The sequence below is a fragment of the Methanothrix soehngenii GP6 genome (genome assembly GCF_000204415.1).
GTDB classification, from domain to species: domain Archaea; phylum Halobacteriota; class Methanosarcinia; order Methanotrichales; family Methanotrichaceae; genus Methanothrix; species Methanothrix soehngenii.
In genome coordinates, this window is the sequence record NC_015416.1 from 847,269 (window position 1) to 868,827 (window position 21,559).

Annotated in this window: 21 protein-coding genes and 6 pseudogenes; 14 read left to right on the plus strand and 13 right to left on the minus strand. The window is 45.6% G+C overall.

Annotated elements, in window-relative coordinates:
- Window positions 1–21: 21 nt before the first annotated feature.
- The 5 genes and pseudogenes from MCON_RS04275 to MCON_RS16645 form a co-directional block, all read right to left on the minus strand.
- A pseudogene (locus MCON_RS04275) lies at window positions 22–459 on the minus strand (IS1634 family transposase); the annotation flags it as partial.
- Window positions 460–490: 31 nt separating this feature from the next.
- A pseudogene (locus tag MCON_RS04280) lies at window positions 491–1,695 on the minus strand (IS3 family transposase).
- Window positions 1,696–1,722: 27 nt separating this feature from the next.
- Window positions 1,723–2,196, minus strand: a complete 474-nt coding sequence (locus MCON_RS04290; protein WP_052297524.1) for an IS110 family transposase — start codon at window positions 2,194–2,196, stop codon at window positions 1,723–1,725.
- A gap of 229 nt (window positions 2,197–2,425) precedes the next feature.
- Window positions 2,426–2,656, minus strand: a pseudogene (locus MCON_RS17090) (transposase); the annotation flags it as partial.
- Between the two features lie 308 nt (window positions 2,657–2,964).
- Window positions 2,965–3,174: a hypothetical protein gene (locus MCON_RS16645; RefSeq protein WP_232844337.1), complete on the minus strand. Its 210-nt coding sequence runs from the start codon at window positions 3,172–3,174 to the stop codon at window positions 2,965–2,967.
- Between MCON_RS16645 and MCON_RS04300 the strand changes: the two genes are divergently transcribed.
- On the plus strand, window positions 3,173–3,742 hold the full coding sequence (locus MCON_RS04300) for a DUF1614 domain-containing protein (protein WP_232844338.1): 570 nt from the start codon (window positions 3,173–3,175) through the stop codon (window positions 3,740–3,742). The genes MCON_RS16645 and MCON_RS04300 overlap by 2 nt on opposite strands.
- 335 nt (window positions 3,743–4,077) lie before the next feature.
- Complete coding sequence (locus tag MCON_RS04305) at window positions 4,078–5,205, plus strand: IS110 family RNA-guided transposase (RefSeq protein ID WP_232844339.1); 1,128 nt, start codon at window positions 4,078–4,080, stop codon at window positions 5,203–5,205.
- Here the strand turns inward: MCON_RS04305 and MCON_RS04310 are convergent.
- Entirely contained in the window at window positions 5,202–6,515 is a 1,314-nt protein-coding gene (locus MCON_RS04310; RefSeq protein ID WP_083804753.1) for an IS4 family transposase, read from the minus strand. The genes MCON_RS04305 and MCON_RS04310 overlap by 4 nt on opposite strands.
- A 128-nt stretch (window positions 6,516–6,643) precedes the next feature.
- On the opposite strand from MCON_RS04310, the gene MCON_RS16010 reads away from it, so the two are divergent.
- The 3 genes from MCON_RS16010 (at window position 6,644) to MCON_RS04320 (ending at window position 10,716) form a co-directional block, all read left to right on the plus strand.
- Window positions 6,644–6,799 carry a hypothetical protein gene (locus MCON_RS16010; protein ID WP_013718796.1) on the plus strand — a complete coding sequence of 52 codons (156 nt, stop codon included), beginning with the start codon at window positions 6,644–6,646 and terminating at the stop codon, window positions 6,797–6,799.
- 32 nt (window positions 6,800–6,831) lie between these two features.
- Window positions 6,832–7,929 (plus strand): RNA-guided endonuclease InsQ/TnpB family protein, encoded by a 1,098-nt coding sequence (locus MCON_RS04315; protein WP_013718797.1) that lies wholly within the window; start codon window positions 6,832–6,834, stop codon window positions 7,927–7,929.
- 66 nt (window positions 7,930–7,995) lie between these two features.
- Window positions 7,996–10,716: an Eco57I restriction-modification methylase domain-containing protein gene (locus tag MCON_RS04320; protein WP_013718798.1), complete on the plus strand. Its 2,721-nt coding sequence runs from the start codon at window positions 7,996–7,998 to the stop codon at window positions 10,714–10,716.
- On the opposite strand, the gene tnpC is transcribed toward MCON_RS04320, so the two are convergent.
- Window positions 10,713–12,023, minus strand: coding sequence for an IS66 family transposase (gene tnpC, locus MCON_RS04325; protein WP_013718799.1), 1,311 nt, complete (start codon window positions 12,021–12,023; stop codon window positions 10,713–10,715). The two genes, MCON_RS04320 and tnpC, sit on opposite strands and share 4 nt — an antisense overlap.
- Before the next feature lie 153 nt (window positions 12,024–12,176).
- On the opposite strand from tnpC, the gene MCON_RS04330 reads away from it, so the two are divergent.
- The 5 genes and pseudogenes from MCON_RS04330 to MCON_RS04350 all read left to right on the plus strand — a co-directional run bounded on the left by MCON_RS04330 (window position 12,177) and on the right by MCON_RS04350 (window position 15,112).
- A complete protein-coding gene (locus tag MCON_RS04330) occupies window positions 12,177–12,362 on the plus strand; it encodes a hypothetical protein (RefSeq protein WP_013718800.1) in 186 nt (61 codons plus the stop codon).
- Window positions 12,363–12,377: 15 nt separating this feature from the next.
- A complete protein-coding gene (locus tag MCON_RS04335; protein WP_013718801.1) occupies window positions 12,378–13,931 on the plus strand; it encodes an MBL fold metallo-hydrolase RNA specificity domain-containing protein in 1,554 nt (517 codons plus the stop codon).
- A 104-nt stretch (window positions 13,932–14,035) separates the two neighbouring features.
- The gene (locus MCON_RS17095; protein ID WP_232844374.1) at window positions 14,036–14,305 is read left to right on the plus strand and encodes a winged helix-turn-helix domain-containing protein; all 270 of its coding nucleotides are present in this window, start codon (window positions 14,036–14,038) and stop codon (window positions 14,303–14,305) included.
- Window positions 14,306–14,403: 98 nt separating this feature from the next.
- A pseudogene (locus MCON_RS17100) lies at window positions 14,404–14,828 on the plus strand (restriction endonuclease); the annotation flags it as partial.
- A gap of 59 nt (window positions 14,829–14,887) precedes the next feature.
- Window positions 14,888–15,112 (plus strand): hypothetical protein, encoded by a 225-nt coding sequence (locus MCON_RS04350; protein ID WP_013718803.1) that lies wholly within the window; start codon window positions 14,888–14,890, stop codon window positions 15,110–15,112.
- 76 nt (window positions 15,113–15,188) lie between these two features.
- On the opposite strand, the gene MCON_RS04355 is transcribed toward MCON_RS04350, so the two are convergent.
- Entirely contained in the window at window positions 15,189–15,485 is a 297-nt protein-coding gene (locus tag MCON_RS04355; RefSeq protein ID WP_013718804.1) for a type II toxin-antitoxin system RelE family toxin, read from the minus strand.
- A 5-nt stretch (window positions 15,486–15,490) separates the two neighbouring features.
- Window positions 15,491–15,667, minus strand: a complete 177-nt coding sequence (locus tag MCON_RS16015; protein ID WP_013718805.1) for a hypothetical protein — start codon at window positions 15,665–15,667, stop codon at window positions 15,491–15,493.
- A gap of 145 nt (window positions 15,668–15,812) precedes the next feature.
- Between MCON_RS16015 and MCON_RS16020 the strand changes: the two genes are divergently transcribed.
- Window positions 15,813–15,965, plus strand: coding sequence for a hypothetical protein (locus tag MCON_RS16020; protein WP_013718806.1), 153 nt, complete (start codon window positions 15,813–15,815; stop codon window positions 15,963–15,965).
- 1,023 nt (window positions 15,966–16,988) lie between these two features.
- Here the strand turns inward: MCON_RS16020 and MCON_RS04365 are convergent.
- The 4 genes and pseudogenes from MCON_RS04365 to MCON_RS04375 form a co-directional block, all read right to left on the minus strand.
- Window positions 16,989–17,894: pseudogene (locus MCON_RS04365) on the minus strand (IS5 family transposase); the annotation flags it as partial.
- A 76-nt stretch (window positions 17,895–17,970) separates the two neighbouring features.
- Entirely contained in the window at window positions 17,971–18,111 is a 141-nt protein-coding gene (locus MCON_RS16390; RefSeq protein ID WP_162144995.1) for a hypothetical protein, read from the minus strand.
- A gap of 1 nt (window position 18,112) precedes the next feature.
- Window positions 18,113–19,238 (minus strand): annotated as a pseudogene (locus MCON_RS04370) (IS256-like element ISMco4 family transposase).
- Window positions 19,239–19,387: 149 nt separating this feature from the next.
- On the minus strand, window positions 19,388–20,449 hold the full coding sequence (locus tag MCON_RS04375; RefSeq protein WP_013718811.1) for an IS5 family transposase: 1,062 nt from the start codon (window positions 20,447–20,449) through the stop codon (window positions 19,388–19,390).
- An 86-nt stretch (window positions 20,450–20,535) separates the two neighbouring features.
- Here MCON_RS04375 and MCON_RS04380 point away from each other — a divergent pair, with 86 nt between their 5' ends.
- From MCON_RS04380 to MCON_RS04390, 3 genes are all read left to right on the plus strand, one after another.
- Window positions 20,536–20,880 carry a ribbon-helix-helix domain-containing protein gene (locus MCON_RS04380; RefSeq protein WP_232844340.1) on the plus strand — a complete coding sequence of 115 codons (345 nt, stop codon included), beginning with the start codon at window positions 20,536–20,538 and terminating at the stop codon, window positions 20,878–20,880.
- 151 nt (window positions 20,881–21,031) lie between these two features.
- Window positions 21,032–21,259, plus strand: a complete 228-nt coding sequence (locus MCON_RS04385; protein ID WP_013718813.1) for a type II toxin-antitoxin system HicB family antitoxin — start codon at window positions 21,032–21,034, stop codon at window positions 21,257–21,259.
- On the plus strand, window positions 21,243–21,458 hold the full coding sequence (locus tag MCON_RS04390) for a type II toxin-antitoxin system HicA family toxin (protein WP_013718814.1): 216 nt from the start codon (window positions 21,243–21,245) through the stop codon (window positions 21,456–21,458). Before MCON_RS04385 ends, MCON_RS04390 begins: the two co-directional genes overlap by 17 nt.
- Window positions 21,459–21,559 lie beyond the last annotated feature (101 nt).

Genomic DNA, 21,559 nt, shown 5'->3' on the forward strand with positions numbered 1-21,559 from the left:
GACCCACATCCCGCATGTCTCTCATCCGATATAGCATTTTTCACATCCTAGGCCGAACAACTTGATAATTTTAATTTGTTCTTCATTTAGATTAATGACCTCTCGATGAACCGATCCCTTCAGTTCAATAATTGCCTCATTTATATTCCTGAACTTTTGGAATATCCATTTCAACGTAGGACATTGCGTGGGTTTCCCTAGCTGGTTTAACACAGTTTCTCCTGATTCTTTCAGCCTCTTCCGAATCATCCATTCTGCAATCGAATAGATCAACAGAGATAGAACCATTATCATGGATAGAGCTTCGATCCTTTCCTCTTTCTTGAGATAGACTTCTGCCACTCGGAAGCTTTTGTCTTTTAGGAATCGAAAGCCTTTCTCGACAGCGTTTTGGCCTTTGTAATATTGAAGCATCAATTCCCCCTCGAGAGTCTTATCGTTACTCGCCAGGACGAATCTGTGGACTGCACCCCTGATAATGGACAAATAGTTAAGCAATGGTATTTAAGGCAACCTCCACTTCGAACTGAACCGGAGATCTGTAATTGAGAGCTGAATGCAGCCTCTTATGGTTGTACACATTTTCAATAAAGTTGCATATGTTCCTGAATGCATCTTCAAATGTCTCATATTCATTGAGATATACCTCCTCGACCTTCAGTGTTTTTATAAAACTCTCAGCAAAAGCATTGTCATAAGGATTTCCTTTTCTCGACATGCTGATCTGGATGTCATGCGCCTTAAGACAGTCTACATAATCCTTGGACGCATACTGAACGCCTTGATCAGAATGATGAATAAGACCCTCAAGGGATTCCTTGGAACGGTTCTTCAATGCCTTTGCCAGAGCACTCATGGCCAGATCGCTTCTTATGCTCCTGCTCAGCTCCCACCCGATGCACTTTCTGCTGTAGAGATCCAGGATAACCGCGAGAAAGATATGCTCGTGCTGCAGCTGGACATAAGTGATATCAGAAGCCCATGCCTGGTTCAGTCCCGTGATTTCCCTGCCTTTTAGAAGGTTAGGATAGACCGGCAGACCATGAGTGGAATCGGTTGTTACCGGCTTGAACTTCTTCTTATAGCAAAGCAACTTCTCCTGGCGCATGAGCCTCAGCACGCGCTTATGGTTGACCGCATAGCCGCGATTTTGAAGTTCTGCTGTAATTCTCCTGTACCCGTAATAAGGAAACTCCAAAGCTATCTCTTGAATCTGGTTAACCAGATCCGAAGATTCGCTATTCTCCGCAGTGAACTTTTCGGACCGCTTCAACCACTCGTAGTAACCGCTGCGACTCACATCCAGCGCCAAGCAGGAGTGAGATATTGGCAACAGAAGGCCATCTGATTGAGCTTCCTGAATGATCATATGTCGTCCCTCAACATCGGCTTTCGTCTCTCCTCGCGGACCTTCTTCTGGGTCATGGCGAAGGCTTTTTTTAAAAGGTCAATTTCAGCATGAGCCTGGCCCAGAAGTCTCTCCAATTCTGCAATCTTCGCCTGATCTTTGTACTTGTTTCCGTTACCCATGAATGCTTTTTCGGGATTTTCAGCCAGCTCTGCCTTCCATCGGCAAGGAAGACTCGGATGGATGCCATATTCGCGGGCGATCTGAGCAAGTGGCTTGCCTGCCTCAAGTTCGGCTAATACTGATATCTTGAAGTCCCGGTCGTAACGCCGCCTGGTCTTCTTCATGCACTTCCCTCCATGAGTCGGCATTGCTTAACTTTTTGTCCACTCGGAGGGGTTCACTCCATGGTGTATCTTGTTCTTTTCCTGAGTCATCTGCTTGACGTAACCCTCTCTGGCTCTGGTTAGCCTTCTTAACTCTCGATCATCTTTAGGAAAAATCCTGGAAGGCTCAATCATGCCGTTGAGACAAAGTTCAGCAATCCATTCGGAATCGCTGACATCAGTCTTTCTTCCTGGCGTGTGCTTAATTTTGTAGGAATTCGCCACAATCAAGTCGATCTTTCCCTCAAGAACAGAGTGAACAGGATGCCAATAGATTCCAGTTGATTCTATGGCAACCTGTTCACATCCATTTTCGATAACCCAATCTCTAAATTTTAAGAGATCTTCCAGGGTAACGCTAAAGCGTTGAGTATCCTTCTTCCCGTCTCGGCAAAGGATTGTTGCTATCAGAAATCGTTTGTGCACGTCAATGCCACAAACTTTATTCCTCTGCAGTTCCATGATTGTTCCCGTCCTGATATGGGCGGATAACTTAATCCTCAAAGGGTGCTCATTCGCATTCGCGTTCTACTGACGCATTCTTGCATCCGCGGGATTTGGCTAGTTTCACTAACGAGGTCTACGCCCCTAAACGGCGGACTGCCTTCACCGCCCATATCAAAGCAATTAATGGCTTTGCAATGATATCAGGTTTTCATCCTTCTTGCATGAGCAATGTGCTCATGTGGGTTTCACTAAAAACACAGGATTTAAACGAAAGGTCTCTGAATTGAGGTTTTTTAAGTTCCAGGTCTCCAACACGCGTTTTAAGAGATCGCTCTTTATAGCCATTGCGTTGAGTTGTTCGCGTGTCATTTCGCTCATAGGGCTCGGCTCCTGATTGCTGTATCGCCTCTAATTGCATGACCAGGTTCAAGAACCAGGTCAGTAGCTTCTTTAATCCGTCATCCTGATCTTTCACCTACGGGGAAAGAGTCCCGATCGCAATCGGGACATTGACAAGGTAATCTTCTAGCAGATCAAATATCTCCATGGCTCTGTATCCTCCTTGTTTCCAAACATATAGTGGGTACAGGGCCTTTATATCATTTTACAGAAAAGGAAATACACTACCCCCTCTTTTATTGCTTATGTTCTGCATACAGTAGAGCATTATTTATATAATCATGACGGTTCCTGGCATGATTATATATCCTAATGAAAATATATAATTTTAAATTACTAAAACATTCCACATGCCAGAAAACTCTATTTACCTTCAAGCAGATATCAATCCGGAGCGAATATCCTGTTTGAGATCTTAATACTGCCCATCACAGTCATCATCCTGCTTCTGATCCTAGCCCTGCCCCTGATATTCATCTTCCTCTTTTTGCATCTATCCCGGTCCGCCTTCGAGATGGTCGGCTTCAGCCACTGGACTGCCACCCTGGCAGTCTTCGGCTGCATTCTGGGAAGCCTGGTGGACATCCCACTCATGGAGTCCCCAATCTCCGCTTACCCTGGATGGTACATGACGGCGATGAGCCAATACCCGGCAGCATTTCCCACCACCTTTCATCCCCTCTATCTAGCGGTGAACGTCGGAGGTTGCATCATACCTCTGGTCGTCTCCGCACATCTCATCCTCCGGGGCCGGGCATCGTTTTTCAAATCCGTCCTCGGCGTGGCGGTGGTGGCCGCCGTCACCTACTATGTCGCAGAGGCCATTCCCGGCGAGGGAATAGTCCTGCCCTTCTGGCTCTCCCCTCTTCTGGCAGCGGTAATGGGCTTGGCCCTGGCCAGAGGATATCGCCGCTCCCCTCCTCTGGCTTATATCAGCGGCACCATAGGAACATTGATTGGAGCGGACATCCTCAGCCTGCTCACCCCAGGGATCCTGCCTGCCCTATCCCCCCTGCAGCTTCTCCGCGCTCAGCCGGTTGTGCTGTCCATAGGCGGAGCAGGGGTCTTCGATGGCATCTTTCTCACCGGAATCATCGCCGTCCTCTTAGCAGCTGGCATCGTCTGCCTCTTTCGAGGCTCATGCGAGGAAGCAAACGATTGATCAGAGCAAGCTAAAAAAGGCTACTCGCTATTTGGTATGGGCAGACTTGAATCGGAAATTCTCTGTGTCTTTTTGCCTCAGTGGAAAGCTGCTGTGCTCTGACCCAACCACAAAGAGCCCATGATCCTCAGGCGGGGATCATGCCCAAAGCATGAAAAACCCATAGAGCCATAGGCAAGGCTGATATGGGCAGTGAAGGTTGATCTGTGACCTGAGACATGATCTCGACACAAAGACAACCATGATCTCGTGGATGCCCAAATGCGTCTTTGAACGCGTATGTGAAGTTGCACGCACGAGTGATCATCATCTGCCCATATCAGGCAAGTGAGACGATGGACTCAGATAAGGAAATAGTTTGCGGAGCAGATATCCACAGGGATTTTCTTATTGCTACAATGATATCCCGAAGTGGATTGAAGCTCCAAGAACGTTTTAATATGAACCAAGATGGCCTCTTGGCATTCAGATCCTGGATAATAAACCACAGATGCCAGAGGCTGGCTGTAGAATCCACGGGAGGTTTTTGGTATCCTATCTTCACCATTCTAGAAGGTCATGTCGAATTTATCCTGGCCAATGCATATCAGATCCGGAATATTGAGCACAAGAAAACCGATAAACTTGATTCGGAACGAATCGCGATATATTGTCTCAATAATCTCATCACGCCCTCCAGAATCTATCCAAAAGACTACCGAGATCTAAGAAGCATAACTCGTGCTCGTGAGACACTGGTCAATGCAAGGTCCAAAATCAAGAACCAGATTCATCAATCACTTTCGACCTGCTGCATCAAGCTCTCCTCAGTCATATCCGACTCTTTTGGCAAATCTGGAAGATATATCATTGATAGGCTTCTGGAAGGAAAGACGATCGATCAGATCATATCTGGAATACCTTCGAAGAGGATTCGGAAAAAGGAGGACGAACTCAGAGAAGCCATCAAGAATGGATTAGATCCCGTTCAGGTATTTTTGATCAAGGCAAATCTTGATGTCATAGATGATATTAGCAAGAAGATAAAAATTCTGGAAGCTGAGATCGCCGAAAAAGTCAAACCCTTCGAGGATGATTTGAAAATTATTTTGTCTGTTCCAGGTGTTGGATTCATTTCGGCAGCTACCATTATTGCAGAAATGGGAGATTACAGGGACTTTCCGAGTGCGGATAAGATGGCAAAATACTTCGGTATTGTGCCTTCGGTCTACCAATCGGCAGGGAAGCTGCGAACTGGGAAGATCACTAAGACGGGATCTAAGCATATGCGAAGGATCTTGGTGGAAGTTGCAAAAGCCATATCCAGGACCAAGAAGAATTCAAGGTTAATGAGATTCTTCCAGAGGATATTGGCAAGGTGCGGAAAGAAGAATATTGCAACCGTTGCGCTCGCCAGAAAAGTGCTCTGCATCATCTATCATTTGCTTATGAATCACGAGAATTATCCATGCGTCTTCGGTTAAGACCACAATCCCTCCCTGAATCGTTCTCTATTGACATGCGGATCAAGTGCCTCACTTGAACACACATTTAAGACTGTAGAGAAATCATGCTCTATTCCAAGGTAATCCAATATCGCAGACAATAGATGCGAGGAATTTTGGACAAAGATGTTACTCCATCTCAATTGAGTAAAGCGAACCATTTTGGCACCGGGATTTAGTTTTCGCACTATCGAATACAATTTTCTGCTGACAAGAAGCGTCAAAATTGAGACCCAGATTAAGGCCTCAATCGCGTATGGGCTCTTTGTTGTTATCTGATCTAGCGCATATCTGCTCTTCAATTCTTTGAAGATGAGTTCGACTTCCCATCTCCCAGAATAAACCGCTGCAACCTCTGAAGCATTTAATATATCTGATGAAATATTAGTTAGATAAAAGTGATGTTCTTCTGCTTCGGTATTATAAATGGCGACTAATCTAAATATCTTATTATCTTTTTTGCTCTCGCCGCGATAGGATCTTCGGTCAAATGATACTTCCACATTTACATCAAAAATATCATCGGATTTTTCTAGTTTAATATCTTTCAAATGTTTCCCGTTTAGATCAACGCCACGGGTATTGCGTACCTGATTTGTTCCTACTATTAAGGGATTTGCATTGCTCTTGAGGCGAGAGACAAAGGATCCGCCGTTTTCAACTATCCTGCTGAACAGTTGATATTTGTAAAATCCTAGATCTATTAATAATATTATATCTTTTACCCAGGGACCTATTTTTAAGGTCTTTACATCGTTGGTATTCTCAGGCAGTATCGAAATGCTTTTTGGACTATTGGCTATGGCACTTGTTAAAAATGCCACTTTTACTCCTGCAGCCACTTTTCGGGAACGAGTGGCTGGCCACTTATCAGCAAGGCTTTTATGAAGCCGAATAATAGTGCTATCTTGAATCATTACATCCCGAAAGCTAGCTAGACGGTCACCCAAAATCCTACTGGGTTCTTCAGAAATGTGCTCTATGCCGTGAATCACACATTCTCTGAGAAATTTTACCAGTTCTGGAGTGAAACGATCATGCCAACTGCTGTCTGAAATTGATACTTTCCCTCTGACTTCGTAAACGCGTTTCAACTCCACTATAGTTCGATACAACTGTGAGCCATAGCCGATAGCGAGAGTCCAAAACATTATCACTGGATCAATCTTTCTTTCTCTTTCGATCAATCCGCTCTCTCTTGCTTTATCTCGAATCCACTTGGATTCAAACATCCTGGTTAGTTCTTGCTCGACTATATCTTTCTCAATTTGTGATACTCCTTTTCGCATGCTAATCCCTTGGATTGAATATAGTATCACATATTCCATATAAATCTTATTAGATGAACTATTTCAGAAGATAAATTAATGTGCATTTATAACGATTGTGCTAGGAATGATCTGCTAACCGAAGACGCATGGAGAATTATCAAGAACCAGAGGTCACGAAAACCAAACCAAAAATTCCCAGCTCTGTTTCGCCCATAAGAATGATGGATATCGACGAGATGATAAAGATCATCAGTCAGGCAGGATACTTGGTGGAGAAAGATTTGAAGGAGGGATGCGGATGATCCGCAGCATCTTGTTTTTTTAAGTTTTTCATGTGAAGTCTCAGATAGCCAAGATGGAGCGAACGCTGGACTTGTGCCGATGGACATACAACCAGACTCTAGCATACAGAAAGAACGCCTGGGAGAATGAAGGCAAATCAGTTTCCAAATATGAAACGAACGCTCTTCTTCCCGGTTGGAAAGAGGATAAACCCGAACTGAGAGACGTATATGCTCAGACCCTTCAGAATGTTCAGGAGCGGGTAGATCTAGCCTTTAAAGCCTTTTTCAGAAGGGTTAAGGCGGGAGAAGAATCCGGATATCCCAGATTCCGAGGGAAGGGTTGGTACGATTCATTTACTTATCCACAACCTGAGAAGGGCGGCAATCTTGTTAACGGCATGGTACGTCTTCCCAAGATAGGCGATATCAAGATCAAGCTACATCGCCAGATAGAAGGCAAGATCAAACGGCTGACCGTCAGAAGGACAGCCACAGGCAAATGGTTTGCATGCTTCTCCGTCGAAACTGAAGATGTTCCTCTCCCTCCCTGGAAAGATGGGGCTGTAGTAGGTATTGATGTCGGCCTTGAGAGCTTCGCCACCTTTTCCAATGGTGAGACGATAGCTAATCCTCGATTCTTCCGAGAAGAAGAACAGGAGTTAGCTAGAGCCCAAAGGAAACTCTCTAAGGCTCCTAAAGGAACTCCAGATCGCAAGAAAGCTCTTAAGGTTGTTGAGCGAGTCCATGAGCGGATAGCTAACAAGCGATATGAGTTTGCCCATCAGGTTAGTCATAACTTGGTAGATAGATTTGGTCTAATAGCTTTTGAAGATCTTAACATCAAAGGCATGGTTCATAATCATTGCCTGGCTAAAAGCATCTCAGACGTAGCTTGGAACATGCTAGTGACTTTAACCTCTTACAAGGCTGCAAGTGCCGGTTCGGTGGTGGTCCTGGTAGATCCAAGGAATACGTCTAAGATGTGTTCCAGGTGTGGTACTCTCATTGAAAAGTCGCTGTCCGATAGAGTCCATAACTGCACTCAGTGCGGGCTGTCGATGGACCGGGATTGGAACGCAGCGATAAATATTCTCAGATTGGGATTGCAATCTGTCGGCACAGGAAGCCGTGGAAGCCCTGCTCTTTAGGGCGGGGAGCAGTCACCAAAAGGCTTTTTGTGTGTTAGGTGGTTGGATATCCGAGGGGAGACTGATTTGGCGGCACCTAAAGAGATCGTGGAGCTTGTGGAGAGGTTCGAGAGCAATCGGGAGGCCTACAAGTCAGGGCACTACAATGAGACCCAGGTTCGACGAGAGTTTGTCGATCCTCTCTTCAAGGCCCTGGGCTGGGATATCGATAACGAGCAGGGGTTTGCCGAGGCCTACAAGGATGTGATCCATGAGGACGCCATCAGGGTGGGCGGCACCACCAGGGCTCCGGACTACTCTTTTCGCATCGGCGGCCAGCGCAAGTTCTTTTTGGAGACCAAGAAGCCCTCGGTGGACATCAGAGAGGACATTCACCCTGCCTTCCAGCTGCGACGATATGCCTGGACGGCAAAGCTGCCCCTGTCCATCCTCACCGACTTCGAGGAGTTCTCTGTCTACGACTGCACTGTGAAGCCGGACAAGAAGGATATGCCCTCCAAAGGGCGGATACTCTATCTGACTTGCAGGGATTATCTGGAGCAGTGGGATGAGATTGCGGCCATATTCTCCAAGAACGCCATCCTTAAAGGCTCTTTTGATAAATATGCCCGGGATAAAAGGGGCAAGAGAGGCACGGCCCAGGTGGATTCTGCCTTCCTGGAGGAGATCGCCGGCTGGAGGGAGATCCTGGCCAGAAATATCGCCCTGCGAAATCCGGAGCTGGACACCAGGGAGCTCAACTATGCAGTTCAGGCGACGGTCAACCGCATAGTCTTCCTCAGGATATGCGAGGACCGGGGGATTGAGAGGCTGATGAAGATGGAGGACCTCCTCTCTGGGGAGAGGGTCTACCCCAGGCTCTGTGAGCTGTTCCGTCGGGCGGACGAGCGCTACAACTCCGGCATATTCCATTTCGAAAAAGAATCGGGCAGGGAAAATCCGGACACTCTCAGCCTGCGGCTAAATATCGATGACAAACCTTTAAAAGACATTATCCGCCGGCTCTACTATCCGGACAGCCCTTATGAGTTCTCAGTCCTGCCGGCGGAGATCTTAGGCCAGGTGTATGAGCAGTTTTTGGGAAAGGTCATTCGCCTCACCGACGGCCACCGGGCGGTGGTGGAGGACAAGCCCGAGGTGAAAAAAGCGGGCGGGGTCAAGTACACCCCGGCCTACATCGTGGACTATATTGTGAAGAACACCCTGTGGCCCACATTGGAAGAGAAGACGCCGTCGGATGCAACGAAGATAAGCGTTCTTGATCCGGCCTGCGGCTCGGGCTCATTTCTCATTGTGGCCTATCAGCATCTGCTGGACTGGCATAGAGAATGGTATGTGCAAAACCTTGTGCCGTTGCTGGAGAGCGGCCTGAGGCCATCGTCCATCCAGATAAGGCATATGCTGCCGGGAATTGAGGGGGCGAGTAAGGGCAGGAAGAAGGAGAGGGAGCCGGAGCTGCCAGTCTTTCAGGGCCGGGGCGGGGAGTGGAGGCTGACCACGGCGGAGAGAAAGAGGATTCTCTTGAATAACATCTACGGAGTGGACATCGACCGCCAGGCGGTGGAGGTGACCAAGCTCTCGCTTCTCCTGAAGGTGCTGGAGGGGGAGAACGAGGAGACGATCTCCAAGCAGCTCACGCTCTTTTCTGAAAGGGCGCTGCCGGATCTAAGCAAGAACATCAAGTGCGGGAATTCATTGATCGGCTGGGACATCCTGGAGGACAATCCGGATCTTGGACAGGAGGATATCGAGAGGATCAATCCGTTTGACTGGGTGATGGAGTTTCCATATGCCATGCAAAGAGGCGGATTCAATGTGATCATTGGAAACCCGCCTTATTTATATTCTGCCGGACAAGTAAATTTAGAATATTTCACTAAGAAGTATAAATTAGCCCAATATCAGACGGACTTCTATGTCTATTTCATAGATAGATCCCTATCATTATCCAATCCTGGCAGTATGTTCTCGTTTATAATACCTGACTCATGGCTCAATTCAGAGTACTTTTCAAAAGTTCGCAATCACTTACTAGAAAAACATAATATTAAATCAATATCAATATTTGATTACCCTGTATTCGACAAAGTAACCATTGAAAATTCCATATTTTTGGTTGACGTTTCTGGTCCACCTAGTTTGATAAGTATAGATCGCTTTTTCACACCAAAAATCCATGAAACCATAAACGAAATAGACCCTAATCAGTGCATAGTAGATGGTTTAATCAATCCCAGAAAGAATTCTAATTTTGATAAAATAATCAAAAAAATGGAATATGATTCTGAACCACTTAGTCAAGACTTTAAGATCAACAGAGGGATTCATGCTTATAGGACAGACGGATACGGTAAATCTAAATTCGGCACAGGTCCACAAACATTAAAAGACAAAGAGGTTTGCTCGTATCATGCAGATAGACCTTTAGATGATACATATCTGCTAGAAATAAAAGGCAAACATGTAGATCGTTTTACATTCAGCTCAAACGATACATATATTTCTTACGGGCCATGGTTGGCTGAACCAAGGTCTCCAGAATTCTTCTTTAAGCCTAAACTAGCCATCCGAAAAATTATAGGTACGAAGCTTCACGGTATGCTCTTTGAAGGTGCAGTTGCGTTAGATCAATCACTATATATAATTATATCTGAAAGAGATGATATAGATGAATTGAAACATATCTTGGGCATACTACTTTCCCGTATTTGTTCATGGTACTTAGTAAACAAGTATTCGATTCATGATAAATTATACCCATGGTTTACAAAAAAGGTACGTGTTTAGCTGGCTAGTCTTATGGTTAACATTTGGAGACAATCCAATCCTCTTTGTCCCCATGTTGCCAGCACCGTCATGATTAGCTCATGAATAGCAGTTCCCTTTCTATTTCTCAAAGTTCCCAAGATTTTTCTCAGCACAACATGTGGCCGCAAAGCTCTCTCTGCCCTATTATTGGTTGTCTCCACACCTGGATTAAGAATGAACGTGAACCAGTAGTCAAAGCCATTGCTGATTTTTCCAATGAATTTCCTGACCTTAACTTCCAAGTACTCTCTGTCGATCCAATGCTGTAGCACTTCTCGTGCCGATTGCCAGATATTCATTCTCACCTCTGGCGGAGGCTCGCATTCTAGAGACTTGGTCAGCGATTCATAGAGACCCTTGAGTGCTTCATGTAAAGGAACCGCTTCACCAAACTTCTCAGAAAGATCTTTCGATTCTCGAAGTAGATGGGCCCAACATCGCTGCAAGTTCTTTGTGAATCTAGCATACGGTTTCCATCCGTCACATACGATTATCCCTCTGAATCTGCGCGTCAAGACTTCTATCAGGACATTCGTTCCTCGGCTCTTCCGAATCACAAAAAATGTCTCAGATGGCGTAGTGAATGTCCAGATCCAGTGCTTTTCTCCCTGGACATGAATTCCCGTTTCATCCACGTAAAGGATCGGAGCGCCACGAATCCGTTCCAAGATAGCATCGTATTCCGGCCGAACTGCTTCGCCAGCACGGCGAGTTAAATCGAATATCGTGGCAGGGCTCAATGCCAGGCCATGAATTCGTTTCAGTGTATCCTGAATCTTTCTGTGAGGCAGCCGGTCTTCGTATCTCATCAAGGTCGCCTGCGCGATAACGTTATTTCCGAATTTGCCTTCATGCGGGCAATTTGCATCGCGAGCAACGACTTCTTTCCGGCAGCATGGACATATGTAATGGGCTATTTTGTATTCAGTGACTATGACCGGTTGTGGTTCGGGAATTTCCTCGATAACCTTAGATTCAAATCGAAAAGGAAGGTTAAGCTTTGCTCCGCAATCCGGACATCGATCGGCTGTAACCTCCACTTGGCTATCAGGGATAGCCAACGGTCTGGTCATACCTTTATGCCCGACCTTTTGGCCGGGCTTTCCCTTGTTGGTCTTATCCTTTTTGAGATTGCGGCCACGTCGAAGACTTGGCGGAGTATGGGCATTCTCGTATTTAGCTAATCGGGCTTCTAGCTCACGGATCCTGGCTTTGAGCATTTCATTCTCAAGCCTTAATAACTCATTTTGCTCTCGAAGTTGCCGGATAATCTCGGATTCGTCCATACTCTCAATAAAAGAATATTACCATAATATTACTTAATTTTTCTGGTCTAATTTATTTCTGTTTGGTGGCTAAATCTTAAAAAGCAAGTGTGAGCTAAACACGTACCAAAAAAGCAACTTGCTGCATTCCCCGTAAAGAGGGAGGATTCACGCATGGTCTCCCTGGTGGATCGGATGCTTGCCCTTCACAAGCAGCTCCAGGAGGCCCGCACGCCCCATGACGAGACCGCCCTCCAGCGGCAAATTGAGGTCACCGACCGGCAGATAGATGGCCTGGTCTACGAGCTTTATGGGCTGACGGAGGATGAAAAAAAGATAGTTGAAGACAGCACGAAGTAATCAGGAGGAAATAAAGTGGTAGCACTTACGGTTTATGATGGAGCCAATGGCATAGGAGGAAACAAGCTATATCTTGAAGAAGGAGGCAAAGGGGTTCTTCTGGATTTTGGGAAAAACTTCGGGAAATATGGGGCCTTTTACGAAGAGTTTCTAAAGAACCGTGATACTCGCGGTATCCACGACCTCATTTATCTAGACCTCATGCCAAAGCTCAATATCTATCGACCGGATCTCATTCCCAGTGATCTTTCTATCAGCCAATACCCATCATTAAATGTTGCTGCTGTTCTCCTCTCTCACGCCCATATGGATCACTGCGGAAACATCGGAATGCTTCGAAAAGACATTCCTATTGTAGCTTCGCCGGAAACCATAGTCATCATGAAAGGAATGCAGGATACCGCCAGCACATCACTAGAAGGTGATACTACTTATTTTTCTCCCAGGCAGCCATCTGATGAGATGGGTTTGTATCTTTCTTCAGTTGCCACCATAAACTACCAGGGCAGAGACTTCTGCTGTACCAAGAAGCCATCCGAGGAGTTGACTAACTTTCTTTCAAGAAGGCCAGGACAAGACGGCAAGAGAGCAAAGAAATTGGAGCCAGGAACATGCAGCTTCTATGATAATGCCGCCTACCCATTCGAGATCTCAGCACATCCTGTGGATCACTCCATCTTTGGGGCAACCGCTTATATCCTGCAAGGAGACACTACAATAGCATACACAGGAGACTTCAGGCTACACGGGAGGAATGGAGACGCAACGCGCGATTTTGTTAAAAAGGCAAAAGACGCATCTATCTTAATCACAGAGGGAACTCGTGCCGGGCGGAATGATTCACCAGATAACGGAACAACATCAGAGAAGTCCGTATGCGAAGTTTGCAGGGACAAGGTAGGGTCAGCATCAGGTCTTATTATCGCAGATTTTTCCGCTCGGAACTTTGAGCGTCTTGAATCCTTCCAAAATATTGCAGAGAAGATGGGCAGAGAGCTTGTAGTGCCAGCTAAGGACATTTATATGCTCCAGGCTCTTGCTTGCATAGATAATGCATGTAAAATGGATTCCTTGCGGGTATACAGCGAGATTGGAAATAAGTCGCGAAAATGGGAGCAGGAAGTAGTTCAACCGTTATTCTTTGATCAATATGTTAACCATGAAACGATACGAGAGAATCCCGATAACTTTATTCTCTGCTTTTCATTCTTCGATATGAAACATCTTCTCGATATAAAACCGAATGGCGGCACTTACATCTATTCTGCTTGCGAGGCGTTCAGCGAGGAAATGGAGATCGATTTTGTGCGGCTTTGGCATTGGCTGGAGCATTTCAAGATAGATCCGGTTGGGTTTTCTGTGGAGAAAGAAGATGGCGGCAATTACTATCCAACCTTTGATAAGCGGTTTCATGCTTCGGGCCATGCATCTCGCGAGGATCTTAAATGGGTTATTGATCAAGTAGATCCAGATTATTTAGTTCCAATTCATACCGAATCGAGAGATTGGTTCGTCAAGAATTTTGAGAATGTAATATTGGTAGATGAAGGGATACCATATGACTTCTGAGAACAAGGTACGATTTTCTTGGGTTCCACAGGATTGTCGAAGAATCGCAATAGCAATACAAATCTGGAGGTCAGATAATGGCAGTTCCTGATTATCAGAGCTTCATGCTGCCGCTGCTCAATTTCGCAGCCGACGGCCTTGAGCACAAACAGAGAGAGGCAAGAGATGCACTCTCCCGCAATTTCAATATAACCGAATCCGATCGAAGGGAGATGCTTCCCAGCGGAAGAATATCATATCAGATATATCTCAATCCAATCAACGGCTCACCTCGTTGTATCCAAGCCACCCCGGCGTTGAGGGGGCCCAGGGCACTCCCGCGGGAGGGCCGGAGGCCCGACTCGCGTCGCCCACTAAAAAATAGTTTGCGTTGATTTAAATTAGCCATAATAATGGCCTGAATTTCTTATAGCGCAGTTCAAACGTTGGCTGAGCCCGCCTGAAGAATTTTTGCATTAAAGTATCACTCCACTTTGAGCATCTGGTGGTGGAGTTATTGGTGGCCATGGGCTATGGCAGCTCTCGCCAGGACGCCGGAGAAGCGGTGGGCGGAAGCGGCGATGGCGGAGTGGACGGCATCATCAAAGAGGACCGGCTCGGTTTGGATGCCATCTATCTGCAGGCCAAGAGATGGGAGGGAGAACTATTGGCAGGCAGGTGGTGCAGGCCTTTGCCGGGAGCCTGGAGGGACACAGAGCCCGAAAAGGCGTGCTCATCACGACATCGCAATTCAGCCCGGATGCACTGGATTACGTCACCAGGATTGAGAAGAAGATCGTGCTGATTGACGGAGAGAAGCTTGCCGAGCTAATGATAGACTATGGGATTGGTGTAACGAATGATGTGACCTATGAGATCAAAAGGCTGGATGCAGACTACTTTGAAGAGGAATTATAGAACTGCTCTTGGCATCAACACCGAAAAATGCTTAACGAATTGGATTGAAGATCAGATAGATGAATGCGAAAGTCGCCGAGATGCCTGGAAAGAAAACGGTACCACCAGAGGAGAATCCAAGAATAGTGGCCGGAACCCTGGAAGGAGAGTCTGAGATCAGAGCAGGTCTAGGAAAGCGATTTCGCAATGCAGATGAGTTTATAGATCATCTAGAGAAACATAAGACTTCGATGGCGTACATTCAGCGTTTATCGCCCGCATTGATCGGAACTTCAAGCGTCTGACCAAGAAGAACAGAGACCTGAGGGATAGGGCGCTAAGAATATCATTGTATTCGGCGTGCATCTAAAACATTATTATTTAATCTCCGATTTCCATTTCCCATCTTGCCATGATTTCCGATGCCTTCTGATAAACAAAATCATGATGATCTACATATAAAAATGTGATTATGTCGCCTTTGACTGCATAGACGATTACATATGGATCCACGTGGGAGCCGCGAGCGTGTCTAAGCTGGTGAAGCTTTGGGGTGCCGATCGATGGATTATCAAGGATTTGCCTTATCTTTTTGAGAAGTCGCACCTCCAGCGCCCTGTTCTTCCTGATGAGCTTCGAAAATTGCTCATCAAACTCGGGTGTGGAGTCGTATTCCATGAGGCTTACTCAAGGTTCTTCAGGTGGTCTAAGAAATCCTCTTTGGTCTTGAAGGTCTTAACTAAACCAGCTTTGTATTGACTGATGCTTCGGGCAAGGCCCGCTTCAAACTCCTGCAAGGCGGCCTCGTTTGCATCCTGGATAACTTCTTGGTTGACTTCTTGGTTCTTTGCCTCTGCCATGAATAGATAATCCTAACTGAAACGGATATATCCCTTTCGGCCTATGGTCCTTCTTGGTAGTCTCCCCAATACGCGTTGTTGATTTCAGGAACAACTAACACCTGGCTACCAAGATTTTAATAGCAAGAATTACCAGGTAATATCGATGTGCGAGGTTCTAGAGCGCCGGATCATAACCCAAGATCTCACTTACGACCTGGAGGAATCTGGCGGTGAGAGAGAGATCACCAGAGGACTTATGAGGCTCTCGCAGCAGGCGCTATCTAAATATGTAGATAATGAGCCTGACATCTATTGATGAGAGGAAAGATCGTTGTAGTTCCATTCCCTTTTACAAAATCGATTCTGAACCCAGATACCATAAATGGTGCTGCAGACCTGGCCAGCCATTATGCCCCATAACTCCTGAAATATGGATAAGAAGGAGGGAGGCAAAAGTCAATTGGATGTAGGAGGGAAAAATAGCCATCGACTTTCGCCAATATACTATACGTCAATTGCCGAGATAAAAGCCTTTCGCTTCAGTGCTGAAAAGATCAATTCCACCCCAAAGAGATCATCAAGAGAATGAGATCTCAAGTCCCAGGCGGGCCAGCGCCGAAATCCACAGCGCCCTTGTCGGAGGAGCCGATCACCGAAGTGATGGCCTGACCCTGCCCGAAGCTCGACGATATTTAAGCCGGGCTCGAGGCTCATTAGCACTGGAATTTTGCCACAGCGTCCAAATTGCAGGAACCCGAACTCACTGGGCCTAATGCTCGCCTCTCGCCTTTGGCCTTTGTGCCGCAACATGTCCCGGTCGTGTATTAGCGCGAGATGCTTTCGGCAGATTACTGCACCAGTTACAGTGCGCAACTTTTTTTTGCTGCCGAAGTTTCATCTCCCAGGCTCGTAGCCGAATGCAGTGCCACGACGACATGCATCTCCTGGAACAAGGAAAGCGATCCGATCTGTATGCGACCGCAAACTGCCCCCCATGGGGACAGCGCTTGAATCATCCTTGCCAAACAGAGCATTATCGGAATACGTTAAGCCCACGACACACCCGCCACCCTTTGCATGAAGCGGCAAACTATCTATATAATCGTTATATATACTTGTAGTTTGCGGTTGAATTCTGAACTTCGTATAAGAACCGAACGGTATCCTTTTTAACCAAAGAGGGTTTCGATTTAGCACCAATTAGAAGAGCTTTAAATTCCTGCGTTAATATTTTCAATCTTTATGGTTGTTTTTAGGTCAATTCATCCATTATGTAGCCTCTTTTTCTGCATTTTGCCTTGCTTTTTCTCTATTCTCTCGTGCACTTTCATAGCCTCCGCTATGTTGAAGGAACACGCCCTAAATATTTCAACTGCTCTATGTTGTAAACGATTGAATTCATCATGAATTTTATCCCTGCTCTGGCGATAGTCGTTACAGAAACATGACCTGCATTATGGGCTCGTTTCATAACCGCAAAACATCTTTCGATTTGCGATCGCTTTCTACTGATCCTTTTATTTCTCAGAATGTCTTTGATTCCCAGCTTATGACCTCTTGCAGCTTTTTTCATCGCAGCATCGTATCCTTGTGTCTTGGCACCGCTATATCCTTTATCGGCGTAACGTGGTAATCCATTGATTCCAAGGTCCACCTGACTATCATGAAGAGATGCTGTTGTTGTCTCGATTTTTCGGATAAGATGGTACTCGGTATCGATTAGAATATGGCCCTTATAACCGAAAAATGATTTGCTGCCCTTTTTTGCCCAAGTCCCCTCATTTATTGGACCATCATCGAGTCTCTTTGGTTTGGCATTGCTGCTAACGATATTATTAGAAATATTGAGCAAGTCTTTATCAAAATCAGGAGTCGGTCTCGCCTTGATGGCTTCTAAATTGGGATCCTTTTTATCTTGGTCTTTCTGATCTTTTTTATTCCTCTTTTGCCCTGGATCAGATGTTATGAAAGTAGCATCCTGAATTGTGCCCTTCTTTACGGCAAATCCTTTCTCATCAAGCTGATTCTGGAGCTCTTTCCAAAGATCCTCGTATCTGCCACATTCGATCAGTCGCTCGCGAAATAGCCAAACTGTGCTGAAATCTGGAATCACTTCTGTGGTGCCAAGAAAAATTCGAAATGAGATTCTGTCCGTAACTTGGCGTTCCAGTTCTGGGTCTGATAAACCAAACCAACTCTGAAGTACAAGTGCCTTCACCATAATTACAATATCAATGGAGGGTTTCGATTTAGCACCAATTAGAAGAGCTTTAAATTCCTGCGTTAATATTTTCAATCTTTATGGTTGTTTTTAGGTCAATTCATCCATTATGTAGCCTCTTTTTCTGCATTTTGCCTTGCTTTTTCTCTATTCTCTCGTGCACTTTCATAGCCTCCGCTATGTTGAAGGTAGCGTGCCATATCTGCTGTAATTTCACAGTGGCCCTGTATCCTGATTCCACTCTACTCTTCCAATGATAAATACCTTTTACCTGTTATCCAATCCTCGTTAATGTCCATCATGATGCAAACCGCCACCCTCAGAAGCGACTGATCATTTGAATAGGCTCCAGCCACACGACTTCTTCGTTTCAGCTCCTTGTTGATTCTCTCCAGGACGTTAGTTGTTCGGATCCTTTTCCAGTGCGATCTGGGAAACGATTTATAGTTCCAAAGGTCAAATCGGAAGCTATCAATCGTATCCGCCGACTTTTTGAATCCTTTATCATCAAGAATGACAGCCAGCTCCTGCATCTTGAACTCATCTTCAATAGCATCCTTCAGCATGTAGGCGACCTCCTTTTTCTCTTTCTTAGGTATGTTCTTGAGCACAGCACGCATAAAGTGAAACATTACACATTTGCCAAGATGCTCCAAGAAATGACTTCTGGACGGCTGCTTGTATCCCTTTATGCGCATCAGATATCACCAATTTGACTCCTTTAAGTCCTCGAGCCTTCAAGCTTTCAAAACAGTTTTCCCAACAGGATTCATCTTCGCTATCATCCACCGTGGCACTGAGGATCTCGCGATATCCATCATCATGAATGGCAACGACAACGAGCAATGCCTTATTTACGTATCTGCCATCTGTTCGGACCTTGAAGTAGCTTGCATCCACGAATATGTAGGGGATTGATCCTTCGATGGGCCTGTTCAAGAAATCTTTGACCAATTTATCCAGCTTTTTAGCAATTCTTGAGACTTCAGATGCAGATATGTTCTTTAATCCAAACTTCGAGAATACTTTCTCGACTTTTCTGGTTGATACTCCCTCAAAATAAGATTCTGCTACAGCAACTCTTAATGAGTCTTCCACACGAGAAAATCTCTCGAATACTGCGGTTTCGAATGGGAATTCTCGGATTTGAGGTTTATCAAGCTCTATCTCGCCGTAGATGGTCTTTAGTTTTCGCGATCTCGTTCCGTTGCGGTGTGCTCGTCTCTTGCCAGTCCGTTCATAGGGACGGGCCTGGATTTGATTTTCAGCCTCAAGCTGCATTACCTCATTCAGAAAACCCGCGGTCAGCTTCTTCATGCCCTCTTTTCGATCGATAAGATAATCATCTGCTATGTCGGATATATTCATGGCTCTGTGTCCCTCCCAAAGTTTCGACGACTTGGGGATACAGGGCCAATTATAATATCTCATGAAGAAATAACTTGCTGTTATCTCGTGAAGAGCAAGTCAGTTCTTGTTACTGATATTTCTGCAAATTTTACAGCAAAAATGATACGCTACCATGTTGAAGGAACACGCCCTAAATATTTCAACTGCTCTATGTTGTAAACGATTGAATTCATCATGAATTTTATCCCTGCTCTGGCGATAGTCGTTACAGAAACATGACCTGCATTATGGGCTCGTTTCATAACCGCAAAACATCTTTCGATTTGCGATCGCTTTCTACTGATCCTTTTATTTCTCAGAATGTCTTTGATTCCCAGCTTATGACCTCTTGCAGCTTTTTTCATCGCAGCATCGTATCCTTGTGTCTTGGCACCGCTATATCCTTTATCGGCGTAACGTGGTAATCCATTGATTCCAAGGTCCACCTGACTATCATGAAGAGATGCTGTTGTTGTCTCGATTTTTCGGATAAGATGGTACTCGGTATCGATTAGAATATGGCCCTTATAACCGAAAAATGATTTGCTGCCCTTTTTTGCCCAAGTCCCCTCATTTATTGGACCATCATCAAGTCTCTTTGGTTTGGCATTGCTGCTAACGATATTATTAGAAATATTGAGCAAGTCTTTATCAAAATCAGGAGTCGGTCTCGCCTTGATGGCTTCTAAATTGGGATCCTTTTTATCTTGGTCTTTCTGATCTTTTTTATTCCTCTTTTGCCCTGGATCAGATGTTATGAAAGTAGCATCCTGAATTGTGCCCTTCTTTACGGCAAATCCTTTCTCATCAAGCTGATTCTGGAGCTCTTTCCAAAGATCCTCGTATCTGCCACATTCGATCAGTCGCTCGCGAAATAGCCAAACTGTGCTGAAATCTGGAATCACTTCTGTGGTGCCAAGAAAAATTCGAAATGAGATTCTGTCCGTAACTTGGCGTTCCAGTTCTGGGTCTGATAAACCAAACCAACTCTGAAGTACAAGTGCCTTCACCATAATTACAATATCAATGTTTGGACGACCTCCATGGCTAGTTTTATTCTTATAGATCAATGGTTCTAAAAATCTGAATCGATCCCAATTGATTAAAGAGTTAATATCGGAGAGATCATCGCCGAGAGCTTTAACCCGAGAATATTCTTCTCGCATGGCAAAATCTATGAGCGTCCTCATACATCAAATATTATGATATTAATAGTATATAAACATTTCGATTGATTAGTTTTTCGAAACCCTCCAAAGTTCACCATAATTAACATATGGACGCTTCGAAGAAAGGAATGCCTCCGCCTGCGTCAGTATCAATAGGGGCAAAGATTGCGCCCGCTGAAGCAGCGCAGATCCGGGAGCTGCTCGAGGCGGGATTGTACCTCAATGAGTCCGATTTTGTCAGAGACGCCATCAGGCACAGATTGTCTGAAATCAAGGTCATCAAATGCAGGGAAGTCGATTTCCAGACGGCCAAGAAAGAGATTTTGGGCTACTACAAGGCCAGAGGGGAAGCCTATCCAGATGAGGCAGCAAGGGATCTTGAGCTTGATTTTGATCTGGTGATGAAAGCAACTGGCGAGCTGCGCCGGGAAGGCAGGCTGGTGGAAGCATAGCAGACTGTCATGAGATAGGCGATACTCTGCATGCCTCGAAGATCTATGCCGAGGCCAGAAAGTTAGAAGGTCCGAGAGTCATTGTGAAGACTGGCAGTCATAAGGCTCTTTTGCGTAGATTTATATCTGAAAAAGGAGAAATTGAAGACCAATGAAACGCCTTTATGACTACACTGTAATCCTTCGCCCCGAAGACAATGGTACATTTGTGGCCTATGTACCTGCAATTCCTGGCTGCCATGCCTGGGGCCAGACCCCCCAGGAGGCTCAGATGGAGCTGACAAACGTCTTCGAGATGATACGGGATGAGTACAAAGAAGAAGGGCGCATGCTTCCCGCGGATATTGATGCGTTGGCTACTCATGCCTGCCAAAGCTAAAGACCTGCAAAAAGCAGCCAGAAAACTTGGATTTCGAGTGGTAAGGCAAAAGGGCAGCCATGCCAGATGGAAACATCCCGATGGCCGAGCCACAACCATTCCCATACATGGCAATAGCGAGATTGGAGGCTGGCTTTTGTACGAAATTTTAAAACAGCTTGAAATAACAGAGGAAGAATTTAGAAAGCTCTTAGAATAAGGCGCGATGTTCTGGAGACAGACATCCCAACAGTAATCCACGCCCTCTGAGCAGATCCAGGTGGCAATCTCCGGCGCACACAAGTCTACGAGCCGCCCGCG